Source organism: Blastococcus sp. HT6-4, from assembly GCF_039679125.1.
GTDB lineage: Bacteria > Actinomycetota > Actinomycetes > Mycobacteriales > Geodermatophilaceae > Blastococcus > Blastococcus montanus.
Genome location: NZ_CP155551.1, coordinates 896316 through 921191 on the forward strand (window position 1 = coordinate 896316; position 24876 = coordinate 921191).

At 75.0% G+C, this 24876-nt stretch carries 24 protein-coding genes; 18 read left to right on the forward strand and 6 right to left on the reverse strand.

Annotation, left to right across the window (positions count from 1 at the left end; all coding sequences use genetic code 11):
• The first annotated feature begins 73 nt into the window (after positions 1–73).
• The 3 genes from ABDB74_RS04345 to ABDB74_RS04355 all read left to right on the forward strand — a co-directional run bounded on the left by ABDB74_RS04345 (position 74) and on the right by ABDB74_RS04355 (position 3151).
• Complete coding sequence (locus ABDB74_RS04345; protein ID WP_346623853.1) at positions 74–475, forward strand: PPC domain-containing DNA-binding protein; 402 nt, start codon at positions 74–76, stop codon at positions 473–475.
• A 99-nt stretch (positions 476–574) separates the two neighbouring features.
• A complete protein-coding gene (locus ABDB74_RS04350) occupies positions 575–1219 on the forward strand; it encodes a DUF6518 family protein (RefSeq protein WP_346623855.1) in 645 nt (214 codons plus the stop codon).
• 126 nt (positions 1220–1345) lie between these two features.
• On the forward strand, positions 1346–3151 hold the full coding sequence (locus tag ABDB74_RS04355) for an EAL domain-containing protein (protein WP_346622043.1): 1806 nt from the start codon (positions 1346–1348) through the stop codon (positions 3149–3151).
• 38 nt (positions 3152–3189) lie between these two features.
• On the opposite strand, the gene ABDB74_RS04360 is transcribed toward ABDB74_RS04355, so the two are convergent.
• Both ABDB74_RS04360 and ABDB74_RS04365 read right to left on the reverse strand, forming a co-directional pair.
• Complete coding sequence (locus ABDB74_RS04360; RefSeq protein ID WP_346622045.1) at positions 3190–3774, reverse strand: DUF1003 domain-containing protein; 585 nt, start codon at positions 3772–3774, stop codon at positions 3190–3192.
• Positions 3767–5005, reverse strand: a complete 1239-nt coding sequence (locus ABDB74_RS04365; RefSeq protein WP_346622046.1) for a magnesium transporter MgtE N-terminal domain-containing protein — start codon at positions 5003–5005, stop codon at positions 3767–3769. The genes ABDB74_RS04360 and ABDB74_RS04365 overlap by 8 nt, the downstream gene beginning before the upstream one ends.
• Before the next feature lie 100 nt (positions 5006–5105).
• Between ABDB74_RS04365 and ABDB74_RS04370 the strand changes: the two genes are divergently transcribed.
• The 3 genes from ABDB74_RS04370 to ABDB74_RS04380 all read left to right on the forward strand — a co-directional run bounded on the left by ABDB74_RS04370 (position 5106) and on the right by ABDB74_RS04380 (position 8054).
• Complete coding sequence (locus ABDB74_RS04370) at positions 5106–6011, forward strand: PhzF family phenazine biosynthesis protein (protein ID WP_346622048.1); 906 nt, start codon at positions 5106–5108, stop codon at positions 6009–6011.
• Positions 6008–6931 carry a DMT family transporter gene (locus ABDB74_RS04375; protein WP_346622050.1) on the forward strand — a complete coding sequence of 308 codons (924 nt, stop codon included), beginning with the start codon at positions 6008–6010 and terminating at the stop codon, positions 6929–6931. Before ABDB74_RS04370 ends, ABDB74_RS04375 begins: the two co-directional genes overlap by 4 nt.
• Positions 6932–7100: 169 nt before the next feature.
• The gene (locus tag ABDB74_RS04380) at positions 7101–8054 is read left to right on the forward strand and encodes a CoA ester lyase (protein ID WP_346622051.1); all 954 of its coding nucleotides are present in this window, start codon (positions 7101–7103) and stop codon (positions 8052–8054) included.
• A gap of 77 nt (positions 8055–8131) precedes the next feature.
• Here the strand turns inward: ABDB74_RS04380 and ABDB74_RS04385 are convergent, their stop codons facing one another.
• Positions 8132–8563, reverse strand: coding sequence for a DUF4190 domain-containing protein (locus tag ABDB74_RS04385; RefSeq protein ID WP_346622052.1), 432 nt, complete (start codon positions 8561–8563; stop codon positions 8132–8134).
• A 218-nt stretch (positions 8564–8781) separates the two neighbouring features.
• On the opposite strand from ABDB74_RS04385, the gene ABDB74_RS04390 reads away from it, so the two are divergent.
• On the forward strand, positions 8782–9981 hold the full coding sequence (locus ABDB74_RS04390; RefSeq protein ID WP_346622053.1) for an acyl-CoA dehydrogenase family protein: 1200 nt from the start codon (positions 8782–8784) through the stop codon (positions 9979–9981).
• A 142-nt stretch (positions 9982–10123) separates the two neighbouring features.
• Here the strand turns inward: ABDB74_RS04390 and ABDB74_RS04395 are convergent, their stop codons facing one another.
• Entirely contained in the window at positions 10124–10849 is a 726-nt protein-coding gene (locus ABDB74_RS04395; RefSeq protein ID WP_346622055.1) for a DUF4230 domain-containing protein, read from the reverse strand.
• A 170-nt stretch (positions 10850–11019) separates the two neighbouring features.
• Here ABDB74_RS04395 and ABDB74_RS04400 point away from each other — a divergent pair, with 170 nt between their 5' ends.
• From ABDB74_RS04400 to ABDB74_RS04435, 8 genes are all read left to right on the forward strand, one after another.
• Entirely contained in the window at positions 11020–11955 is a 936-nt protein-coding gene (locus tag ABDB74_RS04400; protein WP_346622057.1) for an NADP-dependent oxidoreductase, read from the forward strand.
• An 80-nt stretch (positions 11956–12035) separates the two neighbouring features.
• Positions 12036–12347 (forward strand): EthD family reductase, encoded by a 312-nt coding sequence (locus tag ABDB74_RS04405; RefSeq protein WP_346622058.1) that lies wholly within the window; start codon positions 12036–12038, stop codon positions 12345–12347.
• Positions 12348–12446: 99 nt separating this feature from the next.
• Positions 12447–16826, forward strand: a complete 4380-nt coding sequence (locus ABDB74_RS04410; RefSeq protein WP_346622060.1) for an FtsK/SpoIIIE domain-containing protein — start codon at positions 12447–12449, stop codon at positions 16824–16826.
• Positions 16827–16912: 86 nt separating this feature from the next.
• On the forward strand, positions 16913–17209 hold the full coding sequence (locus ABDB74_RS04415) for a hypothetical protein (RefSeq protein WP_346622062.1): 297 nt from the start codon (positions 16913–16915) through the stop codon (positions 17207–17209).
• Positions 17210–18218: 1009 nt separating this feature from the next.
• Entirely contained in the window at positions 18219–18446 is a 228-nt protein-coding gene (locus ABDB74_RS04420) for a hypothetical protein (protein ID WP_346622063.1), read from the forward strand.
• Positions 18443–19081 carry a hypothetical protein gene (locus ABDB74_RS04425; RefSeq protein ID WP_346622064.1) on the forward strand — a complete coding sequence of 213 codons (639 nt, stop codon included), beginning with the start codon at positions 18443–18445 and terminating at the stop codon, positions 19079–19081. The genes ABDB74_RS04420 and ABDB74_RS04425 overlap by 4 nt, the downstream gene beginning before the upstream one ends.
• The gene (locus tag ABDB74_RS04430; RefSeq protein WP_346622065.1) at positions 19078–19593 is read left to right on the forward strand and encodes a hypothetical protein; all 516 of its coding nucleotides are present in this window, start codon (positions 19078–19080) and stop codon (positions 19591–19593) included. Before ABDB74_RS04425 ends, ABDB74_RS04430 begins: the two co-directional genes overlap by 4 nt.
• Positions 19593–20015, forward strand: coding sequence for a hypothetical protein (locus ABDB74_RS04435; protein ID WP_346622066.1), 423 nt, complete (start codon positions 19593–19595; stop codon positions 20013–20015). Before ABDB74_RS04430 ends, ABDB74_RS04435 begins: the two co-directional genes overlap by 1 nt.
• Positions 20016–20112: 97 nt before the next feature.
• On the opposite strand, the gene ABDB74_RS04440 is transcribed toward ABDB74_RS04435, so the two are convergent.
• Positions 20113–20409 (reverse strand): WXG100 family type VII secretion target, encoded by a 297-nt coding sequence (locus ABDB74_RS04440; protein WP_346622067.1) that lies wholly within the window; start codon positions 20407–20409, stop codon positions 20113–20115.
• A 259-nt stretch (positions 20410–20668) separates the two neighbouring features.
• On the opposite strand from ABDB74_RS04440, the gene ABDB74_RS04445 reads away from it, so the two are divergent.
• The 3 genes from ABDB74_RS04445 (at position 20669) to ABDB74_RS04455 (ending at position 24535) form a co-directional block, all read left to right on the forward strand.
• Positions 20669–21349, forward strand: coding sequence for a DUF1028 domain-containing protein (locus ABDB74_RS04445; protein ID WP_346622068.1), 681 nt, complete (start codon positions 20669–20671; stop codon positions 21347–21349).
• Between the two features lie 70 nt (positions 21350–21419).
• Positions 21420–22958, forward strand: coding sequence for an acetolactate synthase large subunit (locus tag ABDB74_RS04450; protein ID WP_346622070.1), 1539 nt, complete (start codon positions 21420–21422; stop codon positions 22956–22958).
• A gap of 161 nt (positions 22959–23119) precedes the next feature.
• On the forward strand, positions 23120–24535 hold the full coding sequence (locus ABDB74_RS04455; RefSeq protein ID WP_346622072.1) for an esterase: 1416 nt from the start codon (positions 23120–23122) through the stop codon (positions 24533–24535).
• An 89-nt stretch (positions 24536–24624) separates the two neighbouring features.
• Here the strand turns inward: ABDB74_RS04455 and ABDB74_RS04460 are convergent, their stop codons facing one another.
• A complete protein-coding gene (locus ABDB74_RS04460) occupies positions 24625–24777 on the reverse strand; it encodes a hypothetical protein (RefSeq protein WP_346622074.1) in 153 nt (50 codons plus the stop codon).
• Between the last annotated feature and the right edge of the window lie 99 nt (positions 24778–24876).

Here is a 24876-nt window from a genome sequence, read left to right on the forward strand (position 1 = left end):
GGAGGAACTCCATGCAGTACCGCGAGATCACCAGCCCGGGAACCAGCACGGGGGCGAGAGCACCTACGTCGTCATCCTCGACGAGGGGGACGACGCGGTGGCGGCGCTGACGTCGTTCGCGCAGCAGGAACAGCTGTCCGCCGCCCAGGTCACGGCCGTCGGCGCGTTCCGGCGTGCGGTGGTCGGCTGGTTCGACCGGCAGACCAGCGACTACCGGCGGATCACCGTCGGCCAGCAGTGCGAGGTGCTCTCGCTGATCGGCGACGTCGCCCTCGGCGCCGACGGGGAGCCGGCGCTGCACCTGCATGCCGTCCTCGGCCTGGCGGACGGCACCACGCGCGGCGGCCACCTGCTCGAGGGCGAGGTGTGGCCCACGCTGGAGGTGGTGGTCCGGGAGAGCCCGGCGCAGCTGCGCAAGACCATGCGCCCGGAGGTCGGACTGGCGCTGATCGACCTGGACCGCGCCGAGCGCTAGCGGGCACGTGCTCACCGGCTGACCGGAACCCTCGCGCGCCGGAACCGCCCATCGGGCCGGACCTCGGCCAGGATCGCCGCGTGACCGACGTCGTGGGGGCTGACGCCGCACCGGCCCGGGTGCGGCGGTCCGGAGTGCTCCGGCTGGCCGGCTTCGCGCTGCTGGGCGCCCTCGCCGGGGGCCGCCAAGGCCGGCGACGAGTCCGGCTGGCAGTGGGCCGGCGACCTCGGCACCTACCCGGCCGCCTGGGTGCTGGTCGTGGCGCTGATCGGCCGGTTCGCGCCGGGCGCCGGTGCGGCCGCGGTCCGCGCCGCCGTCTTCTTCGCATCGATGACCGCGGCGTACTACGGCTGGGCGGTGGTCGTGCTCGGGTTCGGCTACGACCCGGACCTGATCCTCGCCTGGCTCTTCCTCGCCGCGACCGCCGTGGCCGCGTTCGCCGCGGTCGGCTGGTGGGCGACCCGGCGGCCGGGACCGGTGGCAGGGGCGCTGCTGGCGCTGGCGGCCGGGACGGCGCTGGCCGACGGCGCGGTGCGGGGCCTCTACCTCTCCTGGACCGGCTCGGCCGTGCCGTCGCGCCCGGTGCAGGCCGCCGTGGAGGTCGTCGTCGCGCTGGCCGTCACGCTGGCGCTGCCCCGGTTCCGCAGCGCCCGGCTCTGGGCGCTGGGGCTGCTGCTGCCGATGGCCTGGCTGGCCCAGGAGCTGCTCGACCGGCTGCTCTACGGGACCGGCTTCATCCGCTGATCGGGCCGGCCGCGGTCGATCGGGTGGTGCGGCCCGCGGGAAAAGGCCTGGTCAGACCACCCTCGTGCGGGTGAGGCGCCCCGGGGAACGATCAACGACCTGCCGCCACGGATCGACGATGATCACGTGATCACTGCGCTCAGCCAGGTCGAGGACGGTCTCGGCGCCCTGTGTCCGACTGCGGGTGGCCCCGGCGAGGTGCCGACGCTCGACGGGCTCGCGCGGGACGTCCCCGTGCTGTCGGGCACCGGCACCTGCGAGGACCTCGACCGCCTCTTCGCCCGATCCCACGGCGCCGGCTGCGCCGCGGTGACCCATCCCGAGTTCGACGGGGTGGTCGGCCTCGTCGAGCGCAGCCGGTTCGACGCCATGATGAGCGGCCCCTACGGCTACGGGCGGTCCCTGTACGGCCGCCGGCCCGTGACCGAGGTGGCGCAGTGGGACGCCCTCACGCTCTCCCCGGCCACCACCGTCGTCGAGGCCGCCAGCCGGGCGATCACCCGCCCGGCCGACCACGTGCAGGACCACGTCCTCGTCATGGGCCCCGGGGTGGTCCGCACCGTCGCCATGCCGGTCCTGCTGTCCGCGCTCGCGCGGGCGCTGGCCGGCCAGGCGCTGCGCGATCCGCTGACCGGCCTCGCCAACCGGGAGGCGTTCTTCGGCCGGGTCGAGGAGTCCTGCCGGCGCAGCGCCACGCAGGCGGGCCACCAGACCGCCGTCGTCTACTTCGACCTGGACGGCTTCAAGGCCGTCAACGACACCTTCGGGCACGACCGGGGTGACGCGCTGCTCGTGGAGGTGGCCGCCGCCCTGGCCGAGTCGGCCCGGCCGACCGACCTCGTCGCGCGACTCGGCGGTGACGAGTTCGCGGTCTGCCTGGACATCGACGCCACCGTGAGCCGGCGGCACGGTGCGGCGCCGGACACCGACGTCGCGCGCAGCGTCGCCGGGCGGATGCATGCGGCCGTGGCCGCGATCGGCCGGTCCGACGGCGTGGCGCAACGGGTGCGCGTCAGCGCGGGTGTCGCCGTCAGCGCCGGTGGCTGCGTCGACCCGGCGGAGCTGGTGCGCGCCGCCGATCTGGCGATGTACACGGGGAAGCGGGACCGCGGGGACCAGGTCACGGGGCCGGTCGTGGTGACGACCTCGGCCGACGCGGACCCGCTCCTGGGCACGAGCATCGCCGCGGCCGGGGCGCGGGGCGAACTGCTGCTCCTCTTCCAGCCGATCGTGCGGCTGGCCGACGGGTGCCTCGCCAGCGTGGAGGCCCTGGTCCGCTGGCGGCATCCGCGGCTCGGCCTGCTCGCCCCGGACGCCTTCCTGGCCGCCGCCGCCCGGGCCGGCCAGCTGACCGATCTGGACGACTGGGTGCTGCGGACCGCGGTGCGGCAGTTCGCCGAGTGGCGCCGGGCCGGGGGCTCGGACACCGCCCGGGTGGCCCTCAACGTCAACGTGAGCACCGACCGGCTGCTCAGCCCGGGGCTGTGCGACCTGCTCGCCGGCGCGGCATCCGATGCGGCGGTGGAGCCGAGGTCGGTGCGGGTCGAGGTGCCCGAGCACCTGCTGGTGGACCAGCTGCAGGACGCCGTCCAGCCGCTGGCCGAGCTCCGCACGGCCGGGTTCCAGGTGACCTTCGACGACGTCGGCGCCGGGGGAACGTCGTTGCGCCACCTCCGCGAGGTGCGCGCCGACGGGCTGAAGATCGACCGGTCGTACGTGCAGGGGATGCTGACCGACGACCGCGACCGCGCGCTCGTCCAGCTGCTGATCGACTTCGCCCGCGGGACGGGGACCAGGGTCACCGGCGAGGGGGTCGAGACGGCGGCGCACCGCGACGCCCTGGTGGCGATGGGCTGCGAGTACGCCCAGGGCTGGCTGTTCGGCCGGCCCGTGCCGCTGCCCCAGCTGGGAACGAGCTACCCGGCGCCCTGACGGATGCGCCCGGCGCCGCCCCCGCCCCTGCGCCGCCGTCAGCGGACGGGATCGCGCCGCTTGGCCTTCTCGCGGCGGTCGTCGCCGTCGTCGCGCCGCTTGTTCTTCTCGCGGCGGTCGTCGCCGTCGTCGCGCCGTTTGCCCTTGTCGCGGCGGTCGTCGCCGTCCTCGCTGGAGATCCGGTTGAGCTCGCCCCGGATGAAGTCACGGGTGGCCAGCTCGCCGACGGCCACCCGGACCGCCGCCAGCTCACGGGCGAGGTACTCGGTGTCGGCGCGCGTCGACGCCGCCCGGGCGCGGTCCTCCTCGGCCTGCACCCGGTCGCGGTCGGCCTGCCGGTTCTGCGCCAGCAGGATCAGCGGAGCGGCGTACGCGGCCTGCGTCGAGAACGCCAGGTTGAGCAGGATGAACGGGTACGGGTCCCAGCGCAGCTGCACCGCGAAGACGTTCAGCGAGATCCAGACGACGACGAGGATCGTCTGCACGGCCAGGAACCGGCCGGTGCCCAGGAACCGCGCGATGCCCTCGGCGAACTGCCCGACGGCGTCGGGGTTGAGCCGGAGGAAGCTGCCGAACCGGCGCGCGCCACCGCGGGGGACGTCGAGCCGGGGACCGTCAGCCACGGCGGGCCCGCTCCCGCCAGTCCTCGGGCAGCAGGTGGTCGAGGACGTCGTCGACACTCACCGCGCCGACCAGCCGGCCCTGGGCGTCGACCACCGGCGCGGCCACCAGGTTGTAGGTGGCGAAGTAGTGGGTCACCTCCGCCAGCGGCGCCTCGGGTCGGAGCGGCTCGAGGTCGTCGAGCACCCCGCTGACCAGCGTCGACGGAGGCTCGCGCAGCAGCCGCTGGATGTGTGCCAGCCCCAGGTAGCGGCCCGTCGGCGTGGCCGACGGCGGCCGGCAGACGTACACCTGGCTGGCCAGCGCCGGGGTGATCTCCTCTTCCCGGACCCGGGCGAGCGCCTCGGCGATGGTGGCGTCGGGGGCGAGGATGACCGGCTCGCTGGTCATCATCCCGCCGGCGGTGTCCTCCGAGTACTTGAGCAGCTGGCGCACCGACTCGGCCTCGTCGGGCTCCATGAGCTCCAGCAGCCGGTCGCGGTCGACGTCGTGCAGCTCCGACAGCAGGTCGGCGGCGTCGTCGGGGTCCATCTCCTCGAGGACGTCGGCGGCGCGGCTCTCCTCGAGCGTGCCGAGGATGGTGATCTGCTCGGCCTCGGGCAGCTCGCCGAGGACGTCGGCCAGGCGCTCGTCGTCCATGGCCTCGGCGACCTCGTGCCGCCGCTTGATCGGCAGCTCTTGGAGGGCGTGCGCCATGTCGGCGGCGTTGAGCTCCCGATAGGTGGCGATCAGCGTCTCGGCGCCCTGCCCGGTCTCGGGCAGCGAGAGCCCGGTCACCTCGTCCCACGCGAGCTGGTGCAGCTGCCCGCGCCGGCCGATCCGGCCCGGCTCCTGGACGGCGAGCCGGGTGAGCAGCCAGTCGCCGGTGCGGGTCTGCTCGATCGCGGCGTCGACGACGTGCGCGGGGCGGCCGGACTCGTCGATCCGCACCTGCCGGTCCAGCAGCTCCCCGAGCACGAGGGTCTCGCCGCCCCGCTGCTCGAACCGCTTGAGGTTGAGCGTGCCCGAGGCCAGCATCACCGCGCCCGGGTCCAGCGCGGTGACCCGGCCCATCGGGACGAAGATCCGGCGACGGGCGACGACCTCCACCACCACGCCCAGCACGCGCGGGGCGGCGTTGCCCACCCGCAGGGCGACGACGACGTCGCGGACCTTGCCGACGCGGTCGCCGTTGGGGTCGAAGACGGTGAGCCCGGCCAAGCGGGAGACGTAGGCCCTGGTCGCCGTGGTCACGGACCCTCCTCGCCGGCGTCGTCGGCCGCATGACCGAGGTGTGTCGTGCGTCGTGACCTCGCACGATCGGCCACCGGACGCTGAGGTTACCGTCGCTGCCGTGGCCGCTCCCGCACTGCTGGACTACGAGATCGTGGACGTCTTCGCTGCCCGCGCGTTCGCCGGCAACCCGCTGGCCGTGGTGTTCGACGCCGACGGGCTGACCACCGCCCAGTGCCAGGCGCTGGCGAACGAGTTCCACCTGTCGGAGACCTCGTTCCTGTGCGCGCCCACCGCGCCGGGAGCCGACCACCCCGGTTCGGCCGGCGGTCCGCAGGCCGACTACCGCGTTCGCATCTTCACGCCGTTCGCGGAGCTGCCCTTCGCCGGTCATCCGAGCGTGGGGGCGGCGCACACGCTGGTGCGCACCGGGCGGCTGCCGGCCGGGACGTTGCGCCAGGAGTGCGGCGCCGGGGTGCTGGACGTGGTCGTCGACGCCGACGGCGCGACGCTCTCCGGCGGCCGCCCGACGCTCGTGGACGGCCCGGACGCCGGGACGCTGGCCGGGGCCATGGGCCTGACCCGCGCGGACAGCACCGGGGTGCCGGCCGACGTCGCCGGCTGCGGGCTGCCGTTCGCCTACCTCTCCGTCCGGCCCGGCGCGGTCGACCGCGCGGTCCCCGACCCGGCGGCGCTGGCCGCGCTGCAGGTGGGGGAGGGGGTCTCGGTCCTCTCCTGGGATGCCGGGACCGCGACGGCGTACGCGCGGGTGTTCGCCGCGGACCTGGCGTGGGGGGAGGACCCGGCCACCGGCTCCGCGGCCCTGGGTGCCGGCGTCTGGCTGGTGGAGAGCGGGCTGCTCGCCGGGGAGGGGACGTCGTCGTTCACCGTGCGCCAGGGCGAGCGGCTCGGCCGCCCGTCGGTGCTGGAGTGCACGGTGACCGCCGCCGGGCGGCACGCCGTGGCCGCGACCGTGCGCGGCACCGTCGTCCCGATCGCGCGGGGCCGCATCCGCGTGCCGGAGTGAGCACCGCCTCGGCCGAGGCCTGGGCACTGCACCGCCCGCAGCCCCGGGACGTCGGCCTGCTCTCCCTCGCCGTCGTCGGCGTCTCGCTGTCGGCGCCCCTGACCGCGATGGTGGCCGCACCGATGCTGGCGCTGGCGTTCTGGCGCAACGCCGCCGGCGCGGCCGTGCTCGTCCCGGTGCTCCTGACCCGGGAGCGCGCCACCCTGTCGGGGCTGCGGGTGCGGGACCTGCGGAGCTCGGTCGTCGCCGGGCTCTTCCTCGCGGCGCACTTCGCCGCGTGGCTGCCGAGCCTGTCGATGACGACGGTGGCCGCGTCGGTCGCGCTGGTCACCACCACGCCGATCTGGACGGCGCTGGCGGCCCGGGTCTCCGGCGTGCGGCTGCCGGCTTCGGTCTGGTGGGGCCTGCTGCTGGCGTTCGCCGGCGTCGTGCTGATCGTCGGGGTGGACGTCACGGTGAGCCTCGAGGCGCTCGCCGGCGATGCGCTGGCCCTGCTGGGGGCGATCTGCGCCGGCGGGTACGTGCTGGCCGGGGCGCGCGCCCGCCGGCGGCTGGCGACCTCGGCCTACGCCGTCGTCTGCTACTCCGTGTGCGCCGTCGTCATCGCGGTGGCGGCGCTGCTCGTCGACGCACCGCTGAGCGGGTTCCAGGCCCGGGACTGGTGGCTGATCGCGGGCATCACGGTCGCCGCGCAGCTGTTCGGGCACACACTGCTCAACCTGGTGCTCTCGTCGGTGGGCCCGACCGTCGTGAGCCTCGCCGTCCTGCTCGAGGTGCCCGGCGCGCTGCTGTTCGCCCTCGTCCTGCTCGGCCAGGTGCCGCCGCTGCTGGCGCTCCCGGGTGTCGCGCTGGTGGTGGCCGGGGTGGCGCTGGTCGTGCGGGCGAGCCGGCCGACGACGCTGGTCGAACCCGGTACCTGACGGCCCATCGGCCAGTCCGTGTCGCCCGAACCGGCGAGTCGGCGGGTGTCGTCGACCACACTTGCGCACCCGGCCGCGGGGCCGGGCGTCGGCGGGTGAGCGACGCGATCAGCGCGTCGCTACCCTCCGGTAACCGACCTTCCCGACCCCATCGACAAGCGGAGGCACCGTGGCCGAGCTGCGATCCCGTCGTTCCAACCTCGCCGTCCCGGGCAGCAACCCCCGGTTCCTCGAGAAGGCCAAGGGCCTGCCGGCCGACCAGGTCTTCCTCGACCTGGAGGACGCGTGCGCGCCGCTGGCCAAGCCCGGCGCGCGGAAGAACATCGTCGCCGCGCTGAACGAGGGCGGCTGGGGCGACAAGATCCGCACCGTCCGCGTGAACGACTGGACGACGGAGTGGACCTACCACGACGTGATCGAGGTCGTCGGCGGCGCCGGCGCGAACCTCGACTGCATCATGCTGCCGAAGGTCGCCGACGCCGCTCAGGTGAAGGCGCTGGACTTCCTGCTCACCCAGATCGAGAAGAGCAACGGCCTGGAGGTCGGCCGGATCGGCATCGAGGCGCAGATCGAGACGGCGCAGGGCCTGATCAACGTCAACGACATCGCGTTCGCCAGCGAGCGGATCGAGACGATCATCTTCGGGCCGGCCGACTTCATGGCCAGCATCAACATGAAGTCGCTCGTCGTGGGCGCCCTGCACCCCGACTACCCGGGCGACCCGTTCCACTACATCCTCATGCAGATCCTGATGGCCGCCCGCGCCCGTGGCGTGCAGGCCATCGACGGCCCGTTCCTGCAGGTCCGCGACGTGCCGGCCTTCGAGGAGGTCGCGAAGCGCTCGGCGATGCTGGGCTTCGACGGCAAGTGGGTGCTGCACCCGGGCCAGATCGACGCGGCCAACGAGATCTACGCGCCGTCCCAGGAGGACTACGACCACGCCGAGCTCATCCTCGACGCCTACGACTGGGCGACGTCGGAGGCCGGTGGCAAGAAGGGCTCGGCGATGCTGGGCGACGAGATGATCGACGAGGCCAGCCGCAAGATGGCGCTGGTCATCGCCGGCAAGGGGCGCGCCGCCGGCCTGTCCCGGACGTCGTCCTTCACCCCGCCCGAGAGCTGAGCCGACCCAGGGTATAGGAGGCTATGCCTACGGATCCAGGCGCGATTCCGTATGCATAGCTTCCTGTGCCTGGGCGGTCAGGGGCCGAACGAGCCGCTCCTCAGCGCCGCGAAGGACGCGATCATCAGCACGAACATCAGCACGAACAGCGCCGTCACGATGCCGCCGACGATGATGCCGGCGAGCGCCAGGCCGTTGCCCTCCTCGCCGGTCTCGCGGATCTGCCGGCGGGCGATGACGCCCAGGACCAGCCCGACGGGCGCGAAGACGAACGCCATGACGAGCGCGAGGATCGCCATCGTGTTGGTGGGCCGGCCGTAGGCCGGCGGGTAGCCCGGTGGCGGGCCGTAGCCCGGCGGCGGCCCGTACTGCCGCTGGCCGTACGGGGGCTGCCCGTACTGCGACTGACCGTGCTGCTGCTCGTACCGGGGGCCGTACCCGGTCCGGTCGCCCGGAGGTGGCCCGGCGGGCGTGTCCCCCCGGTAGAGGTTCTCGTCGTCGTTGCTCATGGGCGTCCTCCGTGGTGCGGCCCGTCCGGTCGCGGATCTGCCGGGGTACTCCACCACGCCGGCGGGGACCGGACGCGGGACGGCGCGCGGAACCGCCGGGACGGGTGCCGGTGTGCGGCGCGCTCGGCCCCAGGGTGACCAGGCACACTCGGGAGGTCGTCCGAGGGTGCCCCATACTCACCGGTAACTCGGACACCGGAGTCCCGAAGGAGTGGACGTTGACCCGCTTGGCCCAGACCGCTGACCTGACCGACATCCAGCGCGAGATCCTGTCGACGGTCAGGAGCTTCGTCGACCGGGAGATCATCCCCAACGCGCAGGAGCTCGAGCACGGCGACATCTACCCGCAGAAGATCGTCGACGGGCTCAAGGAGCTCGGCATCTTCGGGCTCATGATCCCCGAGGAGTACGGCGGCCTCGGGGAGTCGCTGCTGACCTACGCCCTCGTGGTCGAGGAGATCGCGCGCGGCTGGATGAGCGTCTCCGGCGTCATCAACACCCACTTCATCGTGGCGTACATGATCAAGCAGCACGGCACGCAGGAGCAGAAGGAGCACTACCTCCCGCGGATGGCCACCGGCGAGGTCCGTGGCGCCTTCTCCATGTCGGAGCCGGGCCTGGGGTCCGACGTCGCCGGGATCCGCACCAAGGCCACCAAGCAGGCCGACGGCGGCTACGTCATCGACGGCCAGAAGATGTGGCTGACCAACGGCGGCAGCTCGACGCTGGTGGCCGCGCTCGTGCGCACCGACGAGGGCGCCGAGAAGGCCCACCAGAACCTGACGACCTTCCTCGTCGAGAAGCCGGCCGGCTTCGGCGAGGTCGAGCCCGGGCTCACCATCCCCGGCAAGATCGACAAGATGGGCTACAAGGGTGTCGACACCACCGAGCTGGTGTTCGACGGCTACCAGGCGGGTGCCTCCGACATCCTCGGCGGTGAGCCCGGCCGGGGATTCGCGCAGATGATGGACGGCGTCGAGGTGGGCCGGGTCAACGTGGCCGCCCGCGCCTGCGGCATCTCGATCCGCGCCTTCGAGCTCGCCGTCGCCTACGCCCAGCAGCGGGAGACGTTCGGCAAGCCGATCGCCCAGCACCAGGCCATCGCCTTCCAGCTGGCCGAGATGGCGACCAAGGTCGAGGCCGCGCACCTGATGATGGTCAACGCCGCCCGGCTCAAGGACGCCGGCAAGCGCAACGACGTCGAGGCCGGCATGGCCAAGCTGATCGCCAGCGAGTACTGCGCCGAGGTGACCACCCAGTCGTTCCGGATCCACGGTGGGTACGGCTACTCGAAGGAGTACGAGATCGAGCGCCTCATGCGCGAGGCGCCGTTCCTGCTGATCGGCGAGGGCACCAGCGAGATCCAGAAGACGATCATCAGCCGCGGGCTGCTCAAGGAGTACAAGCTGAAGGGCTGATCTCCCGTCTCCCGTCCCCCGGCCCCCGCTCCTCGTCCCGATGAGCGGGGGCCGAGGTGTTCCCGGGTCGGTCGGTCTCTGCCCACCGTCGTGGGCAGAGACCGACCGACCCGGATTCAGCCGGTCGCGGCCGGCGCGGTGGTCAGCTCGCGTCGCCCGGCGCGGGCTCGAACCGGACCTCGACCTGCTCGACGCCGAGGGACCGGGCGAGCGTGATCAGCATGCGGCGGGTGTTCTGCTCGGCCCGGTCGGCCAGGTCGCTGTCGGCCGCGGCCGCCGACAGTCGGCGCTCGGCCAGGGCGTAGAGCTCGCTGTCGTCGGACGGGTTCTCCACGAACAGGCTCCCCACCCGGTCCAGCGCGCCGCGGTCGCGGTCGACGACGCGGCTGTTCTCCGGGTCGATCCGGACGTCGCCGATGCGCGGAGCCGGTAGCTCGATCGTCGCGGACCCGCCGTCGGGTGACAGGGTGACGCCGCCGGTCGTCAGCCGGTCGAAGTCGACGTAGGCGTCCGCGGTGCCGGTGGCCAGGAAGCTGACCCGCTCGCCGCTGATCACCGAGGGCACGAACCGGGTGTCCTTCTCCCGGTCGATGACCACCTGGAAGGTGGCCTCCGCAGCGCGGTACTCCGACAGGTCCTCCAGCGCCAGGAGCAGCGGAGGGGTGCTGCGGTCGACGACCTCCTGCTCGAGCGGGTTCCCGAAGCCGGGGATCCACTCGGCCACCTGGCCGGCGAGGGGGACGAGGAGTGCGACACCGACACCGGTGGCGACGAGGGTGACCGGCACGCGCGGGCGGGAGCGCGGAGGGCGGGGAGCGTCCCCGTCCGTCTCGGCGTTCCGGGCGGGATCCTGCAGGAGAGCGGGCATGCGCAACCTCTCGCGGTTCGTGCCGGGGTATGCGCTGCTCAGCGATCCGGCTCGGCCCGCTATTCCCGCGACACGCGCGACACGCCGGTCGCCGAGGCGATCGATCGCGGCCCTGCGCAGCCGCGGTCGGACGGCGCGCGGCGGTCGACGCCGGCGTGTAGGCAGGGGGCATGCGCGCAGCCGGAGTGACCGAGTTCGGTGGGCCGGAGGCCCTGCACATCGTCGACGTGGCGCCCGAACCGCTCGGCCCCGGCCAGGTGCGGTTGCGCGTCGAGGCGGCCGCCGTGAGCCCGACGGACACGCACGCCCGGTCGGGGGCCTACGCCGAGCGCGACCCGGTGAAGACCCCGCCGTGGGTGCCCGGCATGGACGTCGCCGGCACCGTCACCGAGGTCGGCCAGGGCGTGGAGCACCTCGCCGTCGGCGACCCGGCGATGGGCATCGTCGTCCCGTTCGGCCCGTACGGGGCCTACCGGGAGGACAAGGTGCTGCCCGGCGACTCGGTCGTCCGCGCGCCGGAGGGCGCCGACGCCGTGGCCGCCTCCACCCTGCCGATGAACGGGCTCACCGCCCGGCTCTCGCTCGACCTGATGGGGCTGCAGCCGGGACAGGTGCTCGCGGTGACCGGTGCGGCGGGTGCCTACGGCGGCTACGTCGTCCAGCTGGCCAAGGCCGACGGCCTGACCGTGGTGGCCGACGCCTCGCAGGCCGACGAGGAGCTCGTCCGCGGACTGGGCGCCGACGTCGTGGTGCGCCGCGGCGACGACGTCGCCGACCGGATCCGGGAGCGGTTCCCGGACGGCGTCGACGGGCTGGCCGACGGCTCGGTGCAGGACGAGCTGGTCCTGCCCGCGGTCAGGGACGGCGGGGCGGTTGCCACGGTGCGCGGCTACCGCGGGAACGGCGAGCGCGGGCTGCGGTTCTTCCCCACGCTGGTGCGCAAGGTGGCCACCGACCGGGCGGCGCTCGACCGGCTCCGGCAGCAGGTGGAGGACGGCGCGGTGACGTTGCGCGTCGCGCGCACGTTCCCGGCCGAGCAGGCCGCCGAGGCGCACCGGGTCCTGGAGGCCGGCGGCGTGCGGGGGCGGCTGGTGCTCACCTTCTGAGGTCGCGCCGGGCGCCGCTCACCTGATTGGCTGCGCAGGTGGGCGCGGGCAGCGGAGCCCGGGCGATCGGGAGGTTGCAGATGGTGCACAGACTGGTGGTCAGCTACGGGACGCCCGAGGACCCTGCGGCGTTCGACTCCTACTACCGGGAGACCCACACCCCGCTGGCGCTGAAGCAGCCCGGGCTGGTGCGGCTCACCTTCGGGCACGGCAAGGCGATGGACCCGGCGCAGCCGGCGCCCTACCTCGTCGCCGAGCTGGACTTCGACTCCGAGGCGGCCATGGGGCAGGCGCTGGCCTCGCCCGAGGGCCGGGCCGCGGGCGCGGACCTGGCCAACTTCGCCACCGGCGGGGTCTCCTTCGTGCACTTCGAGGTCCATACGGCGAGCTGAGCCGGCCGGCCCGGACCGCCTCGTCCGAGTGTCCCGCGACAGCTCGTCCACAGCCGGCCGGTGGACCGGAACTGACGCGTCCGTCTAGCGTTCCGGCCCGTGCGCGTCCAGGTGAGCGTCGGGCAGCCCGGTGGTGGGCTGCTCGACGTCGCCGTCGACGTGGACGACGACCTGCCCGTCCGCCGGCTCGCCGCGGAGCTCGCCCGGGTCGCCGGCCGGCCGGCCGAGGGGCTGTGGCTCGCCGGAGAGCGGCTCGACGAGGACCGGCCGGTGGGGGAGAGCCCCCTGGTCGACGGCGCGGTCGTGCACCTCTCCGAGCCGGCCGCCGGCGCGGTGCCGGCCGGGCCGCCTGCCCGCGGCTGGCAGCTCCGGGTGATCGGCGGGCCCGGCAGCGGGCTGGTCACCCGCCTGCCGATGGGCGACCACGGGCTCGGCCGGAGCGGCGCGCTCGGGTGGGACCGGTCGATGTCGCGGCGGCACGCGCTGCTGCGGGTCGGCGCGGACGGGGCGACCCTGCGCGATCTCGGGTCGGCCAACGGCACGTTCGCCGACGGCGAGCCGGTGCCCGAGGACGAGGACGTGGCGGTCGCCCCCGGGCAGGTGATCCGGCTGGGCGACACCCAGCTGGCGATCGCACCCGCCGCCGTCGCCGACGCCGCGGTCGAGCCGGCCGGCCCCGGCACCCGGGCGTTCGTGCGGGCCCCGCGGCTGCTGCCCGCGCGGCGTGAGGTCCGCATCGAGCTGCCACGGGAACCGGCCACCCGGGAGCCCCGCCGGGTCCCCCTGGTGATGATCCTGGCGCCGCTGGTCGTCGGCGTCGTCCTGGCCGTGGTCCTGCGGTCGCCGCTGTACCTGGTGTTCGCCGTCGCCGGCCCGGTCATGATGCTCGGCAACGCCGTCGCCGACCGCCGGCAGTCCGCGCGCGAGGACCGCCGGGCCCGCGAGGAGCACGCACGGGAGCTCGCCCGCAGGCTGCAGCGGATCGACGCCGCGGTGGCCGAGGAGACCGTCCGCCGCCGGGCCGCCCACCCCGACCCGGCCGCGGCACTGCTCACCGCGCTGCTGCCCGGTCGCCGGCTGTGGGAGCGCCGCCGGACCGACCCCGACGCGCTGGACCTGCGGCTCGGCACCGCCGACCTGCCCGCCGAGGTGGTGGTCACCGGCCGCCCGGGGGCGGACGAGGCGTCGCCGCGGCGCGCCGTGCGGGCGGTGCCGGTGGTCGTGCCGCTCCGCGGGACCGGGGTCGTGGGGCTGGCCGGCCCGGCCGGGCCGCTGGCCGGTCTGCTGCGCTGGGTGGTGCTGCAGCTGGCGATCCACCACCCGCCGCGCGACCTCGGGCTCACCGTCCTCACGCCGCGGGCCCGGGCCGACTGGAACTGGGTGCGCTGGCTGCCCCACGTCCGGCCGGCCGACGGGGACGGCCCGGTGGCGTCGGTCGGCAACGACCCGGAGACCGTCACCGCCCGCGTCGCCGAGCTGACCGCCCTGGTGCGGGCCCGCCGGGCGGCCACCGCCACCGGTGGCCGGGTGCCGCCGGAGGCCTTCCCCGCGCACGTGCTGGTCGTGCACGGGTTCCGGCCGCTGCGGGCGACCCCGGGGCTGGCCCAGCTGCTGCAGGACGGGCCGGCGGTCGGCGTCTACGCGGTCTGCGCCGACGAGGAGGAGCGGTTCCTGCCCGAGACGGCGACGGCGACGGCGGTGTTCCACCCGGCGGAGGAGACGACGCTCGCCGTGCACCGCAGCGGCGCCGACCCGGTGGGGGCCGTGCTCGCCGAGCCGGTGGCGGCAGAGCTCGCGGAGGCCGCGGCCCGGGCGCTGGCTCCCCTGCGCGACGTCAGCCTGGAGGAGGACGAGGCGGTCCTGCCCGACAGCGTCCGGCTGCTCGACGTGCTGGGCCTCGAGCCCCCCACGGCCGATGGCGTCCGCGCGCGCTGGCAGCTGGAGGGGCGGACGACGCGGCTGGTCGCCGGCGCGGGGCTGCAGGGGCCGTTCGTGCTCGACCTGCGCACCGACGGCCCGCACGCCCTGATCGCCGGCACCACGGGCGCCGGCAAGTCGGAGCTCCTGCAGACGATGATCGCGTCGCTGGCCGTCGCCAACCGCCCCGACGCGCTGAACCTGGTGCTGGTCGACTACAAGGGCGGCAGCGCGTTCAAGGACTGCGTGGACCTGCCGCACACCGTCGGCATGGTGACCGACCTCGACGCGCACCTGGTGGAGCGCGCGCTCACCTCGCTCGCCGCCGAGCTCACCCACCGGGAGCACCGGCTGGCCGGGGCGGGGGTGAAGGACATCGACGACTACGTCGACCTGCAGGCGCGCGAGCCGGGCCGCCCGCCGCTGCCGCGGCTGCTGATCGTCATCGACGAGTTCGCCTCGCTGGCCCGGGAGCTGCCCGACTTCGTGACCGGCCTGGTCGGCATCGCGCAGCGCGGCCGGTCGCTGGGCATCCACCTGGTCCTGGCGACCCAGCGGCCCAGCGGCGTCGTGTCCCCGGAGATCCGGGCGAACACCAACCTGCGCATCTCGCTGCGGGTCACCGACGGGGCCGACAGCAGTGACGTGCTGGACTCACCGGACGCCGCGCGGATCCCGAAGTCGGCGCCCGGTCGCGGGTTCGCCCGGCTCGGGCACGGCGCCCTCGTGCCGTTCCAGGCCGGCCGGATCGGTGGCCGGCGCCCCGGCCAGGGCACGGGGGCAGCGGCACCGTTCGTCGTGCCGCTCGGCTGGCACCAGGTGGGGTACGCCGCGCCCCGGCGTCCGACGCCGGACGGGGTGCGATCCGACGTCGAGATCACCGACCTCTCGGTGCTGGTGGCGGCCGTGCGCGCTGCCGCGGTCGCCGAGCAGGTGCCGGCGCAGCGCAGCCCCTGGCTCCCGGCCCTGCCCGCGCGGGTGCTGGTCGTCGACCTGGACGTCCCTCCGCCGGCTGCCGCCGCGGTGCCCCGGCTGCCCTTCGGCCTGCAGGACCTCCCGGCGTCGCAGGAGCGCCGGGTGGCCGCCTTCGACCCGGCCGCGGACGGGCACCTGCTGGTGATCGGCTCGCCGAGGAGTGGGCGGTCGCAGCTGCTGCGCACCCTGGCCGGCGCCGTCGGCGCGCGCTGCTCGACCGGCGACGTCCACCTCTACGCCCTCGACTGCGGCAACGGCGCGCTGCTGCCGTTGGCCGACCTGCCGCACTGCGGGGCGGTGGTGACCCGCACCGAGACCGAGCGCGCCGCCCGGTTGCTCGACCGGCTCGCGCGGGAGCTGGAGCGCCGGCAGCAGATCCTCGCCGAGGGCGGCTTCGCCGACGTCGCCGAGCAGCGCCGCCGGGCACCGGCTGACGACCGGCTGCCGCACGTCCTGCTGCTGCTGGACCGGTGGGAGGGGTTCGCCCCGACCCTCGGCGAGGTGGACGGCGGTCGGCTCACCGACGTCCTCCTGGCGATCGTCCGCGAGGGCGCCTCGGCCGGGATGTCGCTGGTGATGACCGGTGACCGGTCCCTCGGCACGGCCCGGTTGGCCTCGCTCACCGACAACCGGCTGGTCATGCGGCTGGCCGACCGCGGCGACTACCCGCTCGTCGGCGTCCCGGGCAGGCAGGTGCCCGGCGCCATGCCACCGGGACGTGCGCTGACCGCCGACGGCGCGATCGAGACCCAGGTCGCGCTGCTGGCCGACGACGAGTCGGGGCAGGGGCAGGCGGCGGCGCTCGCCGAGATCGCGAAGGCCGCGCACGTGCGGGATGCGCTGCTGCCGCGGTCGGCACGGCCCTTCCGCGTCGACGCGCTGCCCGCACGGATCGGCTTCGATGCGGCGTGGCAGCTGCGGCCCCCGGACGCCGGCAGCGGATTCGCGCTGGTCGGGGTGGGCGGTGACGAGCTGACCGCGGTCGGCCCCGACCTGGCGGACGGCGCCCCGGCGTTCGTGGTGGCCGGACCATCCCGCTCGGGGAAGAGCACCGTGCTGGTGGGGATGGCGGAGTCGTTGCTGCGCCAGGGGGCCCGCGTCGTCGTCTGCACGCCGAAGGCGTCGCCGCTGCGGGCGCTGGCCGGGCGGCCGGGCGTGCTCGAGGTCGTCACCGATCCCGCCACCCCGGCGCAGCGATGGCGGGAGCTGCTCGCCACCGGGCCCGGCCGGCCGCTGGCCCTGCTGCTCGACGACGGCGACCTGCTGCGCGACTGCCCGGCGGCGGAGGTCTTCCGCGACGTCGTGAAGGGGTACGCCGGCCCGGGACGGGGCCTGGTGCTGGCCGGCACCGCCGACGGCATCTGCACCGGCCTGTCCGGCTGGCAGGTCGACGCGAGGAGGGCGCGACAGGGCGTGCTGCTCTCCCCGCAGAGCAGCACCGACGGCGACCTGATCGGGGTGCGGCTCCCGCGCGGCGCCGTCGGCGGGCCGGTGCAGCCGGGACGGGGGCTGCTGCACATCGGGAACGGGTCGCCGTGCACCGTCGCCGTCCCCCTCCCGCCGCCGGCCGGCGCGGCCCGGAGCTGAGCCGCCCGCCTGTGGACAACCGCCGATCGGGACGCCCCGGTGTCGTTAGCGTGTGCGGACCCTTCCCCTCCGACGCGGAGGTTCGCGTGAGCGACCTGTACATCGACGGCGCGATGCTGGCTCGCGTCCGGTCCGACCTCGGCACCATCGGCGATCTCCTGGCCGGCCCGGCGCGGGAGATGCGGGCCGTGACCGGCTCGGCCATGGGCGCCCCGGCGCTCGCCCGGCGGATGGACGAGTTCGGCGACGAGTGGTCCTACGGCATCGAGCGCCTCGGTGGCTTCGCGGCGGGCGCGGCGGACGCGCTGGCGCGGATCGACGAGGCGTTCCGCGCGGCCGACACCGCGCTCGGTGACGCGCTGCGCCGGGCCGGCGCGCGGTGAGCGGCGGCTTCCCGTCGCTGGGGTTCGACCCGGCTCCGGGTGACGTGGTGGTCGCCCGGCAGGTCGCCGGCGGGGTCACCCACGCCGCGCGGGCGCTCGAGGAGATCTCGGCCGTGCTCGCCGGCACCGCGGACGGGGAGTGGCGCGGGAACGCGGCGATCGCCTTCCGGACCCTGCTGGCCGAGGACTTCCGCCCGAAGGTCGTCACCGCGGCCCGGTCGTTCGACGAGGCGAGCCGCGCGCTGCACGACTGGCTGGACACGATGCAGGCCGGCCAGGCGCGGGCGAGGTCGCTGGAGACGCAGCACGCGGCGGCGGTCCGGCGGGCACAGGAGGCGCGGGCCGCCTGCGCGGCCGTCCCTGCGGCCGCGCCACCGTCCGGGGTGCCGCGTGCGCCGGAGGAGGCCGCGGTGGAGGACGAGCGCTCGCGGGCGCGGGCGGCGGCCGGGCGCGCGGCGGACTCCGCGGACGCCGAGGTCGACGGCATCGTGCAGGAGGCGCGGCGACTTCTCGCCGAGTACGAGGAGCTGGGCCGGCAGGCCGCCGGCCGGCTCCGGGGGGCCATGGACCTCGCGCCGGACCAGCCCGGCTTCTGGCAGGGCCTCGTCGTGTCGATCGGCGCCGTGCTGGAGGAGATCGGCAAGTTCGCCGACGGCTTCGACGAGCTCGTCGTGGCCCAGCTCGCCCGGTTCGCGCCGGTCCTCGACCACATCGGGGACGTCGCGTCGTTCCTCGGGACCGTCTGCGGCGTGGTGGCCTGGTTCCCCGGCTTCCAGTCGCTGGCCGTCGCGGCGGTCGCGCTGAACGGCGTCGCGCTCGTGATGCACTACGGGGCGGCCGTCGGTCAGACCGGCAGCTTCGCCGAGGCGCTGACCGACGAGACCGTGCTCATGGACGCGGCGGGTGTCGCGCTCGGTGCCGGGGCGCGGGCGGCGGGCGGGCGCCTCGTCGGCGCGGTCCGCTCCGGCAGCTCGGCGCGGCGGCCCCCGGGGGCAGCGCGCTGCGCACCGTGCCGCAGGTCTTCGGACGTCCCAAGGAGCTGCCCTTCAACTACTTCCAGCTCGCCCGCAGCGCCGGCTACCGGATGGGTGAGGGGGAGCTGCTCTGGCGGACCGCGACCTTCCACATCGGGGCCGGCAACGTCGCACACCTCGTCGTCAATGCGCCGGGCACCCGGTCGACCGCCACCCGCCTGTTCGACCCGCCGGGTCCGCGCCGGCCGAGCGGGGTCCGGTGAGCGCCCCACCTGCCGGGGTCGTGGACCTCTGCCTCCCGGCGGACTGGTGCGACCTGGTCCTCGGCGACGACGCCGGCGCCCGGGCGCGGTTCGCGGACCTGGCGCAGCAGGTCTGGCCCGGCGGTCCGGAGCACCTGCGGACCGCGGTGGCCGACGCGCTGGTCGCCTGGCGCGCGCGCCTGGTGGCCGCGGGGGCGGTCAGCCACGGGGTGGTCGGCGCGGTCGCCCCCGGCGGCGAGCCGGCGGTGTGGCACGTGATCAGCAGCGTCGTCGAGCTGCCGCGCTCGCCGGAGGTCGACCTCACGGCCGTCCTGGCCGAACTGCTGCCGGTGCGCATCCACGACGTGCTGCACGTGGAGCGCTTCGCGACCGACCTCGGGCTGGGCGTCGGCTTCGTGGCTGCGCCGGAGGCGCTGCCCCCACCGGGCCCGGGCCCGGCGGCCGGCGGCCGGACGGTCCGCACCGGCCTGGCCGGCGCGCTCGCCTGCGTGCCCGGCGCCGGACACGGCCTGCTGGTCACCGGCGCCTGTCTGGCCGCCGGTCAGGTGGCCGAGCTGGCCGCGCTGGTCGCCACGATCGCCGGTCGGTCGCGGTTGCGGCCGGCACCCACCCGTCAGGACGGAGGGCCACGATGACAGCTGCGCCGACGCCCCTGGGCCCCGCCGACCGGCCGTGGCGCACCAGGGCCGAACTGCTGGCGGCCCGCGCGCCGGCCGTGCCGCAGCTCGACAAGCAGTTGCTGGCCCCATGGCGCTATCTGGGGACGGTGGCGTTGGTCGCCGTCACCGTCGTCACCGGCATGTTCGCCGCGCTCGGCTTCGCCGAGGGGGAGCGGCTGAGCACCGCCCTCGCGGTGTTCTTCGCGGGCATCAGCGTGGCCGCGGCGGTCCCGTCGGTCCTGCTCGCAGCCCGCACCCGGGCGGTGCACGACCGGCTCCGGGACTGGGAAGAGGTCGAGCAGCGGTTCCGGGCGCTACCGCGGGCCCGATCGCGCCGGAGCACCGGACACCGTACGACGCCCGGGATGACGCCGACTTCGAGCTGGTGGCACGCGACGCACTGCTCGACGCCTACATCCATGCGCATGGCTCCCGCGGCATGCTCCGGCTCTGCTCGCTGCCCGGGGTCGTGTTCGGACCGGTGCTGATGGCGACGCCGCTCGGCATGCCGGAGTCCGCCGTGGGGTGGGGCGCGGTGATCGTCGGCGGCTACCTGTTCGTGGCCGGCGTGCTGGGCGTGGGGACCTACTTCCGGCGGGTGTTCCGAGGTGAACGGAGCTACCGCAGGCTCGAGCGTGAGATCTTCGAGCTCCGTCGGCAACGCTACGGCGAGTCGGAAGCCCTGGCTGTGGACCGCGCCCTGCTGTGGGGGCGTGCGCGCGAGGCGCTGACCGTCGGACTGGTGGCCGTGCCCGTGGCCGGCTGGCAGGTGGCCGCAGGGCGGGAGGGAGCGATTCCCGTGCTCGTCCTCGTCGTCGCGGTCATGGCGGCGATCGCGCTCGCACCACTGGTGCCCCGCCGCCGGAGGAACGCCGGTGCCCAGGAGCCGACCGGTACCTCGGCGCCCTGAGACCGGGCCGCAGGCCGACCCCGACGACGCCGGCCGACCCGACGACGACGGCCGCCTCGCATCAGGCGAGGCGGCCGCCGTCGTGCTGTGCCGGTGATCAGCGACCGAGTGCACCGGCCAGCTGGGTGTCGGCGTCCCGGAAGGTCGCGGCCGCCTGGTTGAGGTACTGCGCCATGCCGTCGAGCCCGGCGACCATGTTCCGCGCACCGGTGGTGAACTCGTCGTAGGACGCCTGGAAGGTGCGGCTGGAGCTGTCCGTGACGTAGCCCTCGGCGACGAGCTGGTCGACCAGGCCCTTGAGCTGGCCCAGCAGGCCGTCGATCTCGGCGCGCCCGTTGACGAGACGCCCGGCGGCGTCCTCCATCTGCTGGTAGGTGACGTTGACGTTGGCCATGGGGGGTCCAATCGGGAGGGCCCGGTCGCACGCGTCGCACCGGGGATGAGCGGGGTGTCGCGGGAACGAAACCACGCCGGCGGACACGCCGAGCCGGTTGTCCACAGGCCCTCCGGCCGCCTCCGTCGCGACATCCCAGCGGGGCCGGCGGCGGCTCACCCGGTCCCGCTCGGAGGTCGGCGTCGTGAGCGGCGCCCGGTTACGGCGCCCCGGCACCGGGCACCGGCTCCTCGACCACCCGACGGACGGAGCCTCCCGCATGACCTTCTCGATCGTGGCCCGCTGCCCGCACACCGGTGAGTTCGGCGTGGGCGCCCTGACCGCGCTCATGGGGGTGGGCAAGCTCGTCGGCCACGCGTCGCCGGGCGTGGGGGCGACCGCGTCGCAGGCCTCGATGAACCCCTACCTCGCCATCGACGGCCTCCGGCTCATGGCCGAGGGGCTGGAGGCGCCGGCCGCCTTGCAGGAGGTCCTCCGCCGCGACCCGGGCCGGGACGTGCGCCAGTGCGGCTTCGTCGACCGCAACGGCTGCACGGCCGCCTGGACCGGTGAACGCACCCTCGACTGGGCAGGGCACATCGAGGGCGACGGCGTGGTCGTCTCGGGCAATCGGCTGGTCGGCCGGCACACCGTGGAGGCGGCGCTCGACGCGTTCGTCGCCCATCGCGACCGGGAGCTCGCCGAACGGCTGGTGCTCGCCGTCGAGGCCGGTGAGTCGACCGGCGCGGACACCGAGGGCGCGCGGTCGGGGCACGTGCTGGTCCTCGGCACGGAGGCCTATCCGCTGTGGGACATCCGGGTGGACTCGGACAAGGACCCGGCGGCCCGGTTGTGCGAGCTCTTCGAGGAGTACCGCACCGACTTCCTGCCCGAGGTCCAGCGGCTCCCGACCCGCCGCGACCCGGTGGGCGCCGCCACCCGGGAGCTGCTCGGGGAGTGAGCGGGGGGCGCGCCCTCGCAGGGGCCCACCCGGGTCGCCGCCGTCTTCCGGCCGTGCGAGGGTCGCGGTCGTGAACGGCGCCCAGGCACTCATCCGGACCCTCGTCAGCGCAGGCGTGGACGTCTGCTTCGCCAATCCCGGCACCTCGGAGATGCACTTCGTCGCCGCACTGGACGACGTCCCGGAGATGCGCGGCGTCCTCACCCTGTTCGAGGGCGTGGCCACCGGTGCAGCCGACGGCTGGGCGCGGATGACCGGCCGGCCCGCGGCCACGCTGCTGCACCTGGGCCCCGGCATGGGCAACGGTCTGGCGAACCTGCACAACGCCCGGCGCGGCCGGGCGCCGATGGTCAACGTGGTCGGCGACCACGCCCGCTCGCACAAGCGGCTGGACGCGCCGCTGGAGTCCGACATCGACGCCGTGGCCGGCACGGTGTCCCGCTGGGTGCGCCGGTCGCTCTCCCCGGCCGACGTCGCCGCCGATGCCGTCGACGCGGTGGCGGCCGCCTCCGCCGGGGGCATCGCGACCCTCATCCTCCCGGCCGACGTGTCGTGGGAGGACGGCGCCGAGGTCGCCGAGCCGCTGCCCCTGCGGCCGGCGCCCCGGGTGGCCCCGGGGGTGGTCGAGGAGGTGGCCGCCGTCCTGGCGGGTGGTGAGCCGGTGGTGCTGCTGCTCGGCGGGGACGCGGTGGGCGAGGACGGACTGCTCGCCGCCGGGCAGGTCGCGGCCGGCACCGGCGCGCGGTTGATGACCGAGACGTTCCCGGCGCGCGCGGCCCGCGGGGCCGGGCTCCCCGACGTCACCAGGCTGCCCTACCCGCCGGACGTCGCGATGGCGGCGCTGGCCGGGACCAGGCACCTGGTGCTGGCCGGCGCCACGGCGCCGGTGCACTTCTTCGGCTACCCCGGGGTCCCCGGCCACCCGGTGCCGGAGGACTGCACCGTGCACGTGCTCAGCGAGCCGGGGGAGGACGGCGTGGCCGCGCTGCAGGCGCTCGCAGAGCTCGCCGCCCCGGATGCGAAGCCCGAGCTGCTCGAGTCCTCGCGCCCGGAGCTGCCCACGGGCCCGCTGACCCCACGGGCGATGTCGGCCGTCATCGGCGCCCTGCTGCCCGAGAACGCGATCGTGGTGGACGAGGCGATCACCTCCGGGGTGGGGATCATGGAGCTGACCTCCGGTGCGCCGCGGCACGACTGGCTGGCGCTGACCGGCGGCGCGATCGGCGACGGGCTGCCGATGGCGCTGGGCGCGGCGGTGGCCTGCCCCGACCGGCCGGTGATCGGGATCCAGGCCGACGGCAGCGCCATGTACACGATCTCGGCGCTGTGGAGCCACGCCCGCGAACAGGCCGACATCACCACGATCATCTGCGACAACGGCTCCTACGCGATCCTGCAGCACGAGCTGTCCCGCGTGGGTGCGGCCGGTGACGGGGAGCAGGCGGCGAAGCTGCTCGACCTGGGCGGGCCGCGGCTGGACTTCGTCGCCCTCGCGCAGGGGATGGGTGTGCCGGCGACCCGGGCCACCACCGCCGATGAGCTCGCCGACCAGCTGCGCCGGGCGCTGGCCGAGCCCGGCCCCCACCTGATCGTCGCCGTCCTGCGCTGACTGCGAGCCGGCCCGGGACAGCCCGCGAGCGGCCGCTTGCCGACGTCAGGTACACAGGAGTCCCCTCGATGTGAGGAGCACCACAGCCACGACAAAGGAGTCGCGTCTTGTCCCTGCACCGCAACCGGTTGGTCCCCCTCGCTGTCGCCGCAGGTGTGGGGATGGGTGCGTTCGTCGCCGGCGGGCCGGCGCTGGCCGGTCCGCCGTCCTCCGTCCAGCCGCCCGGGAAGGCCGAGGGTCACCCGTCCGCGGGCCAGGAGGGCTGGCAGCCGGTCCAGAAGTCCGAGCGCGAGCCGCTCTACGACCTCGACTGGACGATCGCCGACCCGCGCTACGACTACACCCCTGAGGGCCCCGGCGCGGAGTTCGTGCCGCTGACCGACGACGAGGGCAACGCGATCAGCCGGGTGCTCTACGGCGTCGACCACGGTGCCGCATACCGGATCGAGGTGCCGCTGGACTGGAACGGCGACGTCGTCTTCTGGGAGCACGGCTACCGGGGCACGGGGACGACGCTCTACGTGAGCGACCCGAGCTACGACCTGCGCCGCACCTACATCGAGAACGGCTACGCCTGGGCGGCGTCGTCCTACAGCGCCAACCGGTACGACATCGAGGCCGGCGTCCGCTCGACCGAGAAGCTCGCGAAGCTCTTCGACCGGGAGGTCGGGAAGGCCGACGAGCGGTACCTGCAGGGCGTCTCGATGGGCGGGCACGTGATCGGCGTGCTCCTGGAGCGCAACCGCGGCGTCGAGTGGGACGGCGCGGCGCCGATGTGCGGCGTCATGGGCGACCGCGAGCTCTACGACTTCTTCCTCGACTACAACCTGCTGGCCCAGACGCTGGCCGGGATCGACGCCTACCCGATCCCGGACGACTACCTGACCGCGGTGGTGCCGCGGATCAAGGCGGCCCTGGGCACGCCGCCGGCGCCCGGCCCGCTGACCGAGGAGGGTGAGGTCTTCCGCGACCTGATCACCGAGATCTCCGGCGGGGAGCGTCCCGGTGACGACGAGGCGTTCGCCTACTGGGAGGGGCGGAGCTTCGTCTACGGCGTGGTGGCCACCGAGCCCGGCGGTCTGGACGGCGTCGCTCCGGGCCCGGTGTGGTCGAACGTCGACACCGACTACCCGATCGACCACACGTTCGACGACGGGTCCACCCTCGACGAGCGCATCGAGCGGGTCGCCCCGGCGCACCAGGCGCGGCGCTCCGGACCGTCGGCGTACGTCCCCGACATCACCGGTGACATCGACGTCCCGGTGCTGTCCATCCACACCCTCGGCGACTACTACGTGCCGTTCTCGATGCAGCAGTACTACGCCGAGGACGTGCTCGAGGAGGGCAACGAGGACCTGCTCGTGCAGCGGGCCATCCGGGCCGCCGGGCACTGCGAGTTCACGCCGGAGGAGGCGTCGGCGCAGTTCTTCGACCTCGTGGAGTGGGTGGAGGACGGGGTGACGCCCGCGGGCGCCTCGGTGCTCGACGACGCCGTGGTGGCCTCGCCGACCTACGGCTGCGAGTTCACCACGCCGGCCGCCACCGGCACGCGGGTCTTCTACGAGCCCTGCCCGTGACCGCCCGGCGGCGCCTCACCTGAGGGGGCGCTGACCGGAGCACAGCAGAGGGCCCTCCCTCCGTCACCGGGAGGGAGGGCCCTCTGTGGTCAGTGCTTCTTGCCGTGGGTCAGGTTCTCCATCTGGGACGTCGTGTCCACCTTGGCCTTGCGGTCGATCCGCTTCTCCTTGATCGACTTTCCGCTGGCCTTCTTGGTCATCGACTGTCGCGGGGACTTGTCACCCATGGTGCGCTCCCTCATCGGGAGCCTGGACGGCTCCGTGCCGCGGACGGTACGCGCCCGACGGGCCGGCCGGTGGCCGCCGGACCGGCCCGGGTGAGCCGCGTCCGTGGGCGCTGC